Annotated in this window: 8 protein-coding genes and 1 pseudogene; 4 read left to right on the top strand and 5 right to left on the bottom strand. The window is 69.1% G+C overall.

The features are described 5' to 3' along the window. The first annotated feature begins 1 nt into the window (after position 1). The 4 genes from C470_RS07505 to C470_RS07490 all read left to right on the top strand — a co-directional run bounded on the left by C470_RS07505 (position 2) and on the right by C470_RS07490 (position 4,553). Positions 2-1,765 (top strand): ATP synthase subunit A, encoded by a 1,764-nt coding sequence (locus C470_RS07505; protein WP_008366397.1) that lies wholly within the window; start codon positions 2-4, stop codon positions 1,763-1,765. Positions 1,766-1,767: 2 nt separating this feature from the next. Beyond that, the gene (locus C470_RS07500) at positions 1,768-3,192 is read left to right on the top strand and encodes a V-type ATP synthase subunit B (protein WP_008366396.1); all 1,425 of its coding nucleotides are present in this window, start codon (positions 1,768-1,770) and stop codon (positions 3,190-3,192) included. A 162-nt stretch (positions 3,193-3,354) separates the two neighbouring features. Then, a complete protein-coding gene (locus tag C470_RS07495) occupies positions 3,355-4,056 on the top strand; it encodes a V-type ATP synthase subunit D (protein ID WP_004598772.1) in 702 nt (233 codons plus the stop codon). Between the two features lie 107 nt (positions 4,057-4,163). Then, positions 4,164-4,553, top strand: a complete 390-nt coding sequence (locus C470_RS07490; RefSeq protein ID WP_008366394.1) for a DUF6276 family protein — start codon at positions 4,164-4,166, stop codon at positions 4,551-4,553. A 522-nt stretch (positions 4,554-5,075) separates the two neighbouring features. On the opposite strand, the gene C470_RS07485 is transcribed toward C470_RS07490, so the two are convergent. From C470_RS07485 to kynU, 5 genes and pseudogenes are all read right to left on the bottom strand, one after another. Further along, on the bottom strand, positions 5,076-5,435 hold the full coding sequence (locus tag C470_RS07485) for a hypothetical protein (protein ID WP_004598774.1): 360 nt from the start codon (positions 5,433-5,435) through the stop codon (positions 5,076-5,078). A gap of 58 nt (positions 5,436-5,493) precedes the next feature. Next, a pseudogene (locus tag C470_RS07480) lies at positions 5,494-6,985 on the bottom strand (stage II sporulation protein M). Between the two features lie 69 nt (positions 6,986-7,054). Then, entirely contained in the window at positions 7,055-9,988 is a 2,934-nt protein-coding gene (locus C470_RS07475; RefSeq protein WP_008366390.1) for a DEAD/DEAH box helicase, read from the bottom strand. A 112-nt stretch (positions 9,989-10,100) separates the two neighbouring features. After that, on the bottom strand, positions 10,101-12,740 hold the full coding sequence (locus tag C470_RS07470; protein WP_008366389.1) for a PAS domain-containing protein: 2,640 nt from the start codon (positions 12,738-12,740) through the stop codon (positions 10,101-10,103). 109 nt (positions 12,741-12,849) lie between these two features. Then, a partial coding sequence (kynU, locus tag C470_RS07465; protein ID WP_008366387.1) for a kynureninase occupies positions 12,850-13,975 on the bottom strand: 1,126 nt, incomplete at its 5' end.

Below are 13,975 nucleotides of genomic sequence, written 5' to 3'. Positions count from 1 at the left end.
TATGAGCAAAGCAGACACAACCGACGCCGAGACGGACAACGGCGTCATTCAGAGCGTGAGCGGTCCGGTCGTGACCGCCCGCGATCTCAACGCCCGCATGAACGACGTCGTCTACGTCGGCGACGAAGGGCTCATGGGGGAAGTGATCGAGATCGAGGGCGACCTCACGACCGTTCAGGTGTACGAGGAAACCTCCGGCGTCGGCCCCGGCGAACCCGTCGAGAACACGGGCGAGCCGCTGTCGGTCGACCTCGGCCCGGGGATGCTGGACGCCATCTACGACGGCGTTCAGCGCCCCCTGGACGTGCTGGAGGGCAAGATGGGCAGTCCGTACCTCGACCGCGGGGTCGACGCGCCCGGCATCGACCTCGAGGAGAAGTGGGAGTTCGAGCCCGAGGTCGAGGAAGGCGACGTCGTCGAGCCCGGCGACATCGTCGGCGTCGTCGAGGAGACAGTCACCATCGACCACAAGGTCATGGTGCCGCCGGACTACGAGGGCGGCGAGGTCGTCGCCGCCGAGGCCGGCAGCTTCGACGTCACCGAGACGGTCGTCGAGCTCGACAACGGCGAGGAGGTCTCGATGCACCAGGAGTGGCCGGTGCGCGAGGCCCGCCCCGCCAACGACAAGAAGACGCCCCGGACGCCGCTGGTGTCCGGCCAGCGCATCCTCGACGGCCTGTTCCCCATCGCGAAGGGCGGGACGGCCGCGATTCCCGGCCCCTTCGGCTCCGGGAAGACGGTCACCCAGCACCAGCTCGCGAAGTACGCCGACGCGGACATCATCGTCTACGTCGGCTGCGGCGAGCGCGGCAACGAGATGACCGAGGTCATCGAGGACTTCCCCGAGCTGGAGGACCCGGCCAACGGCAACCCGCTGATGGCCCGCACCTCGCTCATCGCGAACACGTCGAACATGCCCGTCGCGGCGCGTGAGTCCTGTATCTACACCGGGATCACGATCGCCGAGTACTACCGCGACATGGGGTACGACGTGGCGCTGATGGCCGACTCCACCTCGCGGTGGGCGGAGGCGATGCGCGAGATCTCCTCCCGGCTGGAGGAGATGCCCGGCGAGGAGGGGTACCCCACGTACCTCGCCGCCCGGCTCGCGCAGTTCTACGAGCGCGCCGGCTACTTCGAGAACATCAACGGGACGGAGGGCTCCGTCTCGGCGATCGGCGCGGTGTCGCCGCCCGGCGGCGACTTCTCCGAGCCGGTCACCCAGAACACCCTGCGGATCGTGAAGACGTTCTGGGCGCTCGACGCGGACCTGGCGGAGCGCCGCCACTTCCCGTCGATCAACTGGAACGAGTCCTACTCGCTGTACAAGGACCAGCTGGACCCCTGGTTCGAAGACGAGGTCGCCGACGACTGGGCGGAGCGGCGCCAGTGGGCGGTCGACGTGCTCGACGAGGAGACGGAGCTGCAGGAGATCGTCCAGCTCGTCGGGAAGGACGCCCTGCCCGACGACCAGCAGCTCATCCTGGAGGTCGCGCGCTACCTGCGCGAGGCGTACCTCCAGCAGAACGCGTTCCACCCGGTCGACACCTTCTGTCCGCCGGAGAAGACGTACCTCATGCTGACGACGATCCAGAAGTTCAACGACGAGGCGTTCGACGCCCTCGACGCAGGCGTCCCCGTCGAGGAGATCGTCGACACCGAAGCCGCCCCGCGGATTAACCGCATCGGCGTCCAAGAGGACTACAAGGAGTACGTCGAGGATCTCAAAGCCGAGATCACCGAGGAGCTCCGGAGCCTCTACTGACCATGAAAGAGTATCAAACCATCACCGAGATCAGCGGCCCCCTCGTGTACGCCGAGGTCGACGAGGCGATCGGCTACGACGAGATCGTCGAGATCGAGACGGCACAGGGCGAGACGCTGCGCGGACAGGTGCTCGAATCCTCGGAGGACGTGGTCGCGATCCAGGTCTTCGAGGGCACCTCCGGTATCGACAGAGACGCGTCCGTCCGCTTCCTGGGCGAGACGATGAAGATGCCCGTCACCGAGGACCTCCTCGGGCGGGTGCTGGACGGCTCCGGCCGCCCGATCGACGACGGCCCGGAGATCGTTCCCGAGGAGCGCCAGGACATCGTCGGCGCGGCGATCAACCCGTACTCCCGGGAGTACCCCGAGGAGTTCATCGAGACGGGCGTCTCCGCTATCGACGGCATGAACACCCTGGTGCGCGGCCAGAAGCTCCCGATCTTCTCCAGCTCCGGCCAGCCGCACAGCGAGCTGGCGATGCAGATCGCGCGGCAGGCCAGCGTGCCCGAAGAGGAGGAGGCCGGCGACGACGAGGAGGGCTCCGAGTTCGCCGTCATCTTCGGCGCGATGGGGATCACCCAAGAGGAGGCCAACGAGTTCATGGAGGACTTCGAGCGCACCGGCGCCTTGGAGCGCTCGGTCGTCTTCATGAACCTCGCGGACGACCCCGCGGTCGAGCGGACGGTCACGCCGCGGATGGTCCTGACGACCGCCGAGTACCTCGCCTTCGAGAAGGACTACCACGTCCTCGTCATCCTGACGGACATGACCAACTACTGCGAGGCGCTCCGCGAGATCGGGGCGGCCCGCGAGGAGGTGCCCGGCCGACGCGGGTACCCCGGGTACATGTACACCGACCTGGCGCAGCTGTACGAGCGCGCCGGCCGGATCAAAGGGCGTGAGGGGTCGGTCACGCAGATCCCGATCCTCACGATGCCTGGCGACGACGACACCCACCCGATCCCGGACCTGACCGGGTACATCACGGAGGGGCAGATCTACGTCGACCCCGACCTGAACAGCCAGGGCCTGCAGCCGCCGATCAACGTCCTCCCCAGCCTGTCGCGGCTGATGGACGACGGGATCGGCGAGGGGCTCACCCGCGCCGACCACGCCGACGTGAAAGACCAGATGTTCGCGGCGTACGCGGAGGGCGAGGACCTCCGCGACCTCGTGAACATCGTCGGTCGCGAGGCGCTGTCGGAGCTCGACAACAAGTACCTCGACTTCGCGGACGCGTTCGAGTCCGAGTTCATCGACCAGGGCTTCGAGACGAACCGCGACATCGACGAGACGCTCTCTATCGGTTGGGACCTCCTCTCGATGCTGCCGAAGGACGCCCTCAACCGGATCGACGAGGAGTTCATCGAGGAGCACTACCGCGAGGACGACTCCGAGCGCGAAGTCCTCGAAGCGGCCGACTGACGCCGCGACTCACTTTTTGCCGCCCGTCGCACGCTCGCCGGACAGCGACGGCGCCGCCGGAAGTCGGCCGTCGACGGGGTCGGATCGATCCCCGCTCGCCGGCCCGCCGAACCGACGCGTCTGAAAAGAATTATCCGCCTCGGAGCGGAACCTTCCCTCAAGATGGCCAAGGACGTCAAACCGACGCGGAAGAACCTGATGGCGATCGAGGACCGCATCGAGCTCTCCGAGCGCGGTCACGACACGCTCGAACAGAAGCGCGACGGGCTCATCATGGAGTTCATGGACATCCTCGACCAGGCGCAGGACGTCCGGTCGGAGGTCTCCGAGAACTACGAGACGGCCCAGCGCAAGATCGACATGGCCCGGGCGATGGAGGGCGACGTCGCCGTCCGCGGCGCGGCCGCGGCGCTGAAAGAGCACCCCGAGATCACGACCCAGTCGAAGAACATCATGGGCGTCGTGGTCCCGCAGATCGAGTCCTCGAAGGTGAAGAAGAGCCTCGACGAGCGGGGCTACGGCCTGCTCGGCTCCTCGGCGCGCATCGACGAGGCGGCCGACGCCTACGAGGAGCTCTTAGAGAAGGTCATCCTCGCCGCCGAGGTCGAGACGGCGATGAAGAAGATGCTCACGGAGATCGAGACGACCAAGCGCCGCGTCAACGCCCTGGAGTTCACCCTGCTCCCGACCCTCTACGAGAACCAGGAGTACATCGAGCAGAAGCTCGAAGAGCAGGAGCGCGAGGAGATCTTCCGCATGAAGAAGATCAAGGCGAAAAAGGAGGAAGAGGAGAAGGCGGAGGCCGAGGAGGCGGCCGCGGCGGTCGCGGCCGCGGAGACCGAAGAGCCCGAACCCGCCGACTGACGCCCCGCCGCGGCGCCGGGTTCCGAACTGCCATCACCGCTTGCGCGTCGGTCGCCGTTTCTCTCTCTGCCGTCGACTTTTAATTGAGTCCGTCCGTACCGACGAGCGTGTCCTGTCCACACTGCGACGCCGACGTCGTCGCGTTCGCCGTGCCGCCCGCGCTCCGCGAGCACGCCCCGGCCGACGCGGCCGCGATCTGTACCCGGTGTCTGCGGGTCGTCGCCGCGGACGAGGCGGGGGTCGTGGGTGAGATGTCGGAGGGTTCCGACCTGTCGGCGGTCGACTCCGCGTTCCCGTCCGGCGAGGCCGGCGTCGCGCTGGCGCTCTGCTGCGGGAAGCTGGACTCGTTCGCGCTCAACCGCGCGTCGATCGAGGCGCTGATCGCCCACGCGGAGCGGGCTGGCGCCGACGCGTTCGCCTTCTTCGACCGGCTCGACGCGCCCGAGGCCGCGTTCGACTTAGAGAGGCGGCGGGCGGCGCTCCGCGACGCGATTTAGGACTGATAGATTTTGTTGAAACTCGACGTTGACGGCGGTAGTTTATAAGTAGCTGATTGCGGATCGACGGGGAACACCTCCAAAGCCCCAGTCGCGAGGACGCCGTACGCTCGCTGCGCTCCTCGGTCGCTCGTTTCACTCGCTCCCTGCGGTGCTTACGTCGCCTACGGCGTCCTCGCGACTGCCCCTTTGAGCCCCACCCGACAGCGACCGCACCACCGGAAGACGGTCCTGCTCGCTCCCTTCGGTCGCTGCGCGGGCTGCGACTTCCGTACTCCCGCTCGCTCCCTCCGGTCGCTCGCGGGACCGCGCCTCACGCCTCCCCAGCCTCGTCGCTCACGCCCTACGGGCGTTCGCGACTCCCTCGCGCGTGCTGTCTCGCGGCCGCCCCCGGCGGCCGCTCGCAGGCACGCGCCACCGCATCGCTATTTATAAATATCGACCCCTCTCGCTCTCCGAGATTTAAATATCGCATCGCTCGTCGGCGTCTCCGTGCTGACCGGGATCCGTCCAGTCGTTCCGTCAGAGGTCGACGCCGTCCGGATCGTTCCACTCGTCGTCGCCGTTGTCCGCGTCGTCGTCGTCCGCCTCCGTCCCCGCCGGGCCGAGGCGTTTCTCGCCTTGGCGCGACTCGTGGACCGCGAAGCCGCCGGTCCGGCCGTCGTCGCCGCCGGCGTACGGGTCCTCCTCGGGGTCGTAGTCGAGTTCGTCGCGTTCGAAAATGTACGCGAGGAAGCCGAACAGCGGGACGGCGAACGAGATGAGCGCCCACTTGCGCGGGTTCATTCCGTACTTGGGCGCGTCGACGTACGCGTAGGCGGCGAAGCCGACGAGCCACGCGAGCGGGACGCCGACGAGGATGACGGCGACGAGCGGCTGCATACCGACGCTTCGGGTGCGTCGTAATAAGGCTGCGGTCGAGGCCGCGCTCCGTCGGGGCCTAGAGGAACGGCCGCCAGTAGTACGGGCTGACGAACCCCTCGATGACGGCGGCGACGGCGAACAGGATCTGTCTCTTATACACATCTCTGATGGCNGGGGAGCCGCTCGCGGCTCGCGCGGCCGCGGAGCGTCCGCCACGAGACCGCCCCGAGGTGGACGCCGAGCGCGCCCGAGACGACGAGCGCGGGGATCTCGAAGATCCCGTGCGGGACCACGAACGCGACGAGCGCGAGGAGGTTCTCCTCCAGGGCGGCGGTGGCGCCGAGCGCGAGGCCGTTGAACGCGAGCGACGAGAGCGCCGGGAGGACGAACCCCGCCCCGGAGAAGGCGGTCGCGATCGCGACCCCCCAGTTGTTCCCGAAGTACGTCAGCGTCGCCACGGGCGGGATCTGTCCGGCGATCCGCCCCTCGATCGAGGTCGGGACCGCCTCGGCGAACGGCGCGGCGGCGTACCACCCGACCGCGCCGAACCCGACCGCCACCGCGAGCGCGAGGGCGTGACTGCCCGGCGTCGACCGGACGAACCCGGCCAGCTCTCGCCACCCGCGGCGGAGGCCGCCGACGAACTGCGCCCTGACGCCGGCCTCGGGCGGCGAGACGGGGTCGACCGTCCCGCGGTAGTCGCCGTAGAGGACGGTCTTCAACAGGTCGAGCGCGGGCGCGACGACGACCGCGCTGGCGAGCGCGACGACGGGGCCGCCCCCGAGGAACGCGATCCCCGAGGCGACCGACGCGACGGCGACCAGCGCGCCGATCGCGACCACGAGGTAGGCGGCGGCGTCGACGGGGTTCGAGCGCACGAAGCCGCCGGCCCCCTCGATCCCCCCGACCACGCCGGCGTCGTCGACGACGACGGCCACCGGGGCGAACGCGAAGAGGATCCGGACGAGCGCGAGGGCGACGAGGCCGACGAGGAGGGCGGCGACCGCGACCGCCGCGCCGAGGAACGGGTTCGCGAGGAACGCCGCGCCGACCGCGATCGACCCGAGCGCGACGACGGCGATCCAGAGGAGCAGCTCGGCGACGTAGAGGCCGAGGAACGTGAGCCAACGCGATCGGGCGCCTGCGACTCCCCCGACGAGCCCCCGCTCGTCGCGGAGGCTCGCGATGACCGCGGAGAGCTGGCCGGCCGAGACGACGGCGTACGCGACGACAGCGAGGACGAACGTGGCGAGCACGCCGGCGGCGAAGAGGATCCCGGCGGTCGGCGTGAGCAGGGGTTCGAACGCGGGCGCCACCCCCTCGGCCCACGCCTGAAACGCCTCGGCGTCCTGCGGGTCCGGGGGCGACTCGACCCCGGCGAGCGCGTCGCCGACGGCCGCGAGTCTCCCGGTGAGTTCGAGGTGGAGATAGATCCCCGCGAGCGCGGCGAACGTGCCGAGGCGGGCGATCACCGGCACCGCGGTGCCGAGGAGGTAGAAGGGGAGGACGTCGGCGGGGCGTCGGCGGAGGGTCGCTGTCGTTGCCGTGACGGCGGCGGAGAGGTCCATGTCACTCGATCGGCCGTCCGATACTTAAAAACGGTCGTGTCGTGGGGTCGGCGGCTGCTCGGCCGCGAGTCAGTCCCAGAACGACTGCGTGCGGGCGTACTCGCGCTCCTGGCGGAGCACGTCGCGGTAGAACTCGTCTTCGTCCTCGCGGAGCTTATTGATGATCCGCGCGGCGTTGTGCGGGCCGACGCCGCGCGCGGCGAGGGCGATCACCGCCCGCTTCCCGTGCGTCTGGACGAGGCTCGCGGCGCGGTGGGCGCGCTCGGTGCGGCGCTCCTGCTCGTCGTCCTTCTCGGGCGCGCGCACCGCCTCGACCGTCTCCTCGTCCCACGGGTTCAGCGCCGCGATCCGGGTGGAGCCGCAGTCGGGGCACTCGGGCTGGTCGCGGACGCGCCGGACCTTCGTCGTGTGTTTCCAGTCCGTACAGTGGAGGCAAAAGAGGATGACGCGGTCGTCCCGAATCCGCTCTCTGACCGTCTCGATCACGTCGGCGTCGGCGTTGTCGGGCACGAGGAACTCCGTGCCGGCGGAGCGGCCCGCGGTGCCCAGGGGGGTGCGCTCGCGGGCGATCGCCAGGTCGAGCGAGCCGTCGCGGCCGCCGTCTCCCGACTGGATCCCGGCGAGCAGGTCGGCGGTCTCCGGCACCGCGAGGTCGGCGTGGAACACCTCGCGGAGCGCCTCGTCGTAGACGGGGGTGTCTTCGAGGGCGGCGAGTAAGCGGTCGCCGCCGAACTTCCCTCGCCCCTCCTTGTACCGCTTGACGGCGCCGAACTTCGCGGCGACCTGCGCGAGCGTGAACTTCAGCGCGTCCGACTTCTTCACCGCGAGCTCGAGGTACGCCTCCAGCCGGTCGGGGTCGGTCGTCTCCAGCACCTCGCGGAACGTTCCGGGATCGACCCCGTGAGGCACCTCGAACTCGATCCGGTACGGGTCGACGTCCATCCCGACCGAGGAGCCGGCGCGCTGGCCGACCAGCGCCGCGAGCAGGCGCGCGAGGGTCTCGTTGACCTCGTGGCCGAAGGCGGCGTTGACGGCGACGGTGCGCGCGCTCCCCTCGATCACGATCCGCTCGTCGGTCGGCACCGGGTGGCCGGCGTCGACGTGGTCGACGACCGACGTCAGGGCGGCCGCGACCGTCTCCTCGCCGGTCGGGTACCGTTCCGCGAGGTCGGCGGCGACGGCTTCGGGCGTCGACCCGGCCGCCAGTGCGGTCGCGGCCTCGCCGCGTATCCGCCCGACCTCCTCGGCGACGGGCTTGGGGACCGGGATCTCCTGGCCCACCCACGAGGGCACCTCGCCGGTCGGGTCGGGGATCGGCGTCACGTTCACGCGCTCCTCCTCCTCGTCGATCTCCGTAATCCGCCACATCTCGCCGCGCTGGACGAACGTCTCGCCCGGGCCGGCGAAGTTGACGACGAACTGCTCGTCGAGGGTGCCGATGCCGCGTCTGGAGGACATGTCGTACACCTCGTAGGTGGCCTCGTCGGGGATCATCGAGAGGTTCGCGTAGAAGTACTGCCAGGTGCCGCCCGACTTCTCGAGCGTGTCCGTCTCCTCGTCGAGCCACAGGAGGCGGTTCCCGTCGAGCTCGCGGACCACCTCCTGGAACTGCGGCTCCGAGAGGTCGGCGAACGGGTAGGCGTTCGTGACCGTCTCGTACGCCTCGCGGGCGTGGACCTCCCCCTCGTCCATCACGACCCCGACGATCTGGTTCGCGACCGTGTCGAGGCTGCCGTGGTGGATGTTCGCGGGCTCGACGAGCTCCTCGCCCGCTCGGCGCGCGATGGCGAGGGCTTCGAGCGTGTCGTCGCCGCCCTGCGTCACGACGGTCCCCTCGGAGACGAGGTCGCGGCGGTGGCCCGCGCGCCCGACGCGCTGGAGCAGGCGGGCGACCTCGCGGGGGCTCCCGTACTGGACGACGTGGTCGACGCGCCCCACGTCGATCCCGAGCTCCATCGAGGAGGTGCAGACGAGCCCGTCGAGGTCGCCGGACTTGAACCGGTCTTCCACGTCGATCCGCACCTCCTTCGACAGCGAGCCGTGGTGGAGCTCGATCTCGGTGGGATTCTCGGTTCCCTTGTCTCGCTCGTTCTCCGCGAGCGTCTTGAACCGCGAGCCCAGCGCCTCCGCGGTCTGTCGCGTGTTGACGAATATCAGCGTCGACTCGTGGTTCGCGACGATCTCCCGGATCGTCCGCACGTGGCTCGCGGTCGTCTCGTCGACCGCGAGTTCGCCCGCGAGGCCCGTGTCGCGGTCGGTTATTTCGGGGTCGAGAACGCGCACGTCGGTCCGGGTCCCGGCCGCGACCTCGACCGTCTCGAACTCGCGGTCGCCGGGGCGGTCCGGGTCGCGTTTCCCCGTCCCGACGAGGAACCGGCCGACCTCCTCCGGGTCCCCCACCGTCGCGGAGAGGCCGACCCGCTGGAACGGCCCCGCGACGCGGCGGAGGCGTTCGAGCCCTATCGTGAGCTGCGCGCCGCGCTTCGCCGACGCGAGTTCGTGGACCTCGTCGATCACGACGTGTGCGACGTCTTCGAGGGCGACCCGCATCTTCGAGCCGGTCAAGATTGCTTGGAGGCTCTCCGGCGTCGTGATGAGCACGTCGGGCGGGTCGTCGGCCTGCTTGCTCCGCTCGTACTGGGTGGTGTCGCCGTGGCGCACCGCGACCTCGACGCCGAGCGTCTCGCCCCACCACTCCAGCCGGTCCATCATGTCGCGGTTGAGCGCGCGGAGGGGGGTGATGTAGAGGGCGGAGATCCCCTCTCGGGGCTGGTCGCCGGGCGAACTCCGGGCGGCCACGATCGCGTCGAAGACGGGGAGCATCGCGGTCTCCGTCTTCCCGGTGCCCGTCGGCGCGAGGACGAGGGCGTTCTTCCCCTCGGCGAGCGGCGGAATGGCTTCGCGTTGGGGTTCGGTGGGCGTGGTGAACCCCCGGTCCGAGAGCGCCTCGCGGATCTCGCTCCCGAGGTTCGCGAACGCGTCCATCCCCGAGGGTTCCGCCATGCTGTGATCGTCTATGGTTGGGCGCTCGGGCGATTAAGCCCGTCGCCCCGGGAAGTTCGGACGGTCGACCGCGCGGCCGAGCGCTGCCGTCGCCGGAGGGGCCGCGCGCCGATCACTCGGCGAGCGGCAGCTCGACGACGAACACGCTCCCCGTCGGCTCGTTGTCCTCGATCCACACGTCGCCGTCGTACCTGTTGATGAGCGTCTTGACGAGGTACAGGCCGATCCCGGTTCCGCCGCTCTCCAGTCCCTTCTCGCCCTCCTGAAAGATCTGCTCTTTGTGATCGTCCGGGATTCCGGGCCCGTTGTCTGCGATCGAGACGCACACCGCGTCCTCCGACACGCTGGTCGAGATCGTGATCTCGGCCACCTGCTTGTCGTTGTGGACGACCGCGTTCGTCAGCAGGTTCCGGAACACCGCCTCCAGCAGGCCGTCGGCCAACACCGTCACGTCCGGGATCGCTCCGTTCACCGTGACCGTCGCGCGGTCTTTCTCGGACCGGATCCGTTCGATCTGCTGGTTGAGTTCGGCGCGGAGATCGACCGGCTCTTGGTCGGTTCCGACCTGTAGCAACACGTCGGTGACGTCCCTGGCGGTCTCCGTGATGTCGGCCGCCTGCTTCGCCGCCCCGATGACCGTCCGCGCGTACGTCCGGCTCTGGTCGTCCGGCAGCGAGTCCTCGAGCAGTTCGGTGTACGACTTGACGACCATCAGCTGATTCCGGATGTCGTGGCGCACGACTTGGTTGAGCAGCATGAGGGTGTCCCGCTGCTCTTCGAGCGTCTGCTCGTACCGCTTGAGGTCGGTGACGTCGCGGGCGTATCCCAGAACGGCGTCTTCACCCGTTTCCGGAACCTTGTAGGGGATCTTCACCGTCTGGAGGATGCGCGTTTCGCCGGCCGCCGTCGTCAACGTCTCCTCGCCGACGTTCTTCGGTTCCCCGGACTCGATCACCTCCAAGTCGTCCTGTCGGAACTCGTCGGAGTCGTCGACGTCCGGGATGATATCGCCCTCCGACCGCCCCTCGACCTCCTCGGGCGACAGCCCGTACGCCGCTGCGGTCGCCTCGTTGGCCAGGAGGTACTCGCCCTCGCGGTTCTTCACGAACACGAGGTCCGGCACGAGGTCGATGACCGTCCGCAGCTCCTCGCGCGTCGACTCGAGGGCCATCTCGTACCGCTTCCGCTCGGTGATGTCTTGAAACAGTCCGAGCGCCCCGACGACCTCCCCCGCGCCGTCGAACTGCGGATCGCCGATCGTCCTGACCCACCGGGTTCGTCCGGTCGCCGTGACGATCCGCAGTTCGAGGTCGTACGACTCGCCCTCCTCCGTCAGCCGCTCGAACGCCCGTTCGATCGCGTCCCGGTCGTCCGGGTGATAGAACTCTATTCCGTCTTCCAGCTCGACCGTCTCGTCGGCCGGCACCTCGTGGATCCGGTACACCTCGTCGCTCCACGTGAGCGACTCGGCGACCAGGTCGACCTCCCACCAGCCGATCGACGCGCTCTCTTGGGTGCGCTCGATGAGGGCTCGCGTGCGCTCCAGCTCCGCCTCTCGCCGCTTCCGGTCGTCGATGTCGAGGTGGATTCCGACGGCTCGGACCGGCTCCCCGTCGTCGTCGCGCTCGACGACCCTTCCGACGTCGCGGATCCACTTCCACTCGCCCGCCGCGGTTCGCATCCGGTGTTCCGCGTCGTAGTACTCCGCCTCGCCCGCCATGTGTTCCGACAGGGCGTCTTCGACCGCCGCGAGGTCGTCGGGGTGGACGCGCCGCTCCCACGCGTCGAGGCGCGGTTCGATCTCGTCGGGCGAGTGGCCAAGCATCTCGGCCCACTGATCGTTGAACTCGACCTCGTCGGTGGTCATGTCCCAGTCCCAGACGCCGATCTGCGCGCCCTCGACCGCGAGCTCGAGCCGGTCTTTGATCTGCTGGAGGGTTCGCTCCCGCTCTCTCTGCTCGGTGATATCGGTCGAAACCCCACACACTCCGCGGATCGATCCCTGCTCGTCGTATACGGGAGACTTCCGCGTCAGTCGAATGCTCTCTCCGGCGGGGGTCGGAACCGTCTCCTCGATCTCGATCGACTCGCCGCCCTCGATCACTCTGCGGTCGTCCGCTCGGGCCTGCGCCGCGACGGCCTCCGGGAAGAGGTCCTCGTCGGTCATTCCGACGGGGTCCTCGTCGATGTCGAACACGTCGCGGCACGCCTGGTTCATGAGGAGGTACCGCCCGTCGGTGTCTTTCAGGAACACCGCCGCGGACATCGTCTCCAACACGGTCTGGAACCGGCGGTACGTCTGCCGGAGTTCCCGCTCGCGTTCCTTCTGCTCCGTGATGTCGCGAGCGATGCCGATGATCTGCGTCACCGTTCCGTCCTCCGTGACCGGCGTCAGCTTCGTCTGCCAGTCCGTTGTCCCGGCCGGGAAATCGAGCCGCTCTTCGTACTCGATCGTCGTCCCCTCCTCGACGCACCGGCGGTAGTTCGCTTCGACCGCGATCCCCTGTTCGTCCCCGAGGAGCTCCCGCGGCGTCTGTCCGAACATCGCGTCCTCGGTCAGCCCGGTCTGCTGCTGGTACGCGGTGTTGTTCTGCTTGAACGTGAACTCGTATTCGCCGTCCCTTCGCACCACGTCAACGAGAAATATCGCGTCGTCCGCCGCTCGGAACATCGCCTCGTAGGCGTTGGTCACCCGGTCACCGTCCGTCCCGGACCGACCGGCTCCGTCGGTTGCGTGTGACTCCTTTCCCATTGGTTCTCTTATGCTATCTACGCCACCTCGACTGATAATACTGCGGATGTCAACGGCAGAACCATCTCGTCGGTCGACCCCGCCCGCGGACTCCCACGTTCCGCGCCCGCTAAGTCACCCCGCCCTCGCTCGTCGCGTACGCCTCGTGCGCGCCGCTGTCGAGAATCGCTTCGATCTCGTCGACGACTTCCAGCACGTCGGCGAAGGAGGTGTACGGTGCGGCCGGACAGACGCGCACCACGTTCGGCGGCCGGAAGTCGACGACGACGCCGCGGTCCCTCAGCGCCTCGCTCAGCCGCTCGGCCTCGGGATGCTCTAAGGCGACGTGACCGCCGCGGGACGCGTGACCGCGGGGCGTGCCGACCGACACCGCCGGGAGTCGCTCGTCGACGAGCGCGATCAGGAAGTCGGTCAGGGCGAGCGACTTCTTCCGAACGCGCCGGATCCCGGCCTCCCGGAGGAGTTCCGCGGCGCCTTCGAGCGGCGCGGCCGACAGCAGCGGCGGCGTGCCGATCTGCCACGCGCCCGCGGAGTCGGCCGGGGTGTAGGTCATGTTCATCTCGAACTGCGTCGCCTTCTCGTGACCCCACCACCCGGCCAGCGCGGGCGCGAGCCCGTGGTGGCGCTCCGCGACGAACAGCGCGCCGATCGACCCCGGCCCGGCGTTGAGGTACTTGTAGGTGCACCAGACCGCGAAGTCGACGCCCGCCTCGTCGAACTCGTGGGGGACGGCGCCCGCGGAGTGGGCCGCGTCGAAGCCGGCGTACGCGCCCGCCTCGTGGGCCGCCTTGGCGATCCGCGGCACGTCGAACAGCTGTCCCGAGCGGTACAGCGCGGTCGGCATGAAGACGATCCCGACGTCGTCGTGTTCGGCCAGCGCGGCCTCGATGTCCCGCGGGTCGATCGTGCGCCCGTCCCGGCTCGGAACGACCCGGAGCTTCTCGTCGGGGTCGATCCCGCGCTGCCGGAGCTGCGCCCGGATCGCGTAGTGGTCGGAGGGGAAGTCGAGCTCGTTGACGAGGACCGCGGGGTCGGCCTCGGGGTCCCCGTCCGGCGTCCACTCTCCGTCGGCGGCCGGGACGCCCTCGCGATCGGGGCCGTTCCCGGCCAGCAGTTCGTCGAGGAAGGTGCCGACGAGCGTGTGAATGTTCACCGTGATCGAGTTGCCGACGACCACCTCCTCGGGCTCCGCGCCCACCAGCGGCGCGAGGGCGTCGCCGAGCCGCTCGCCGACC

Source organism: Halorubrum distributum JCM 13561 (assembly GCF_000337395.1).
Lineage (GTDB): Archaea > Halobacteriota > Halobacteria > Halobacteriales > Haloferacaceae > Halorubrum > Halorubrum distributum.
The sequence above is the reverse complement of the archived record's forward strand: the minus strand, read 5'-3'. Positions and strand labels throughout refer to the sequence as shown.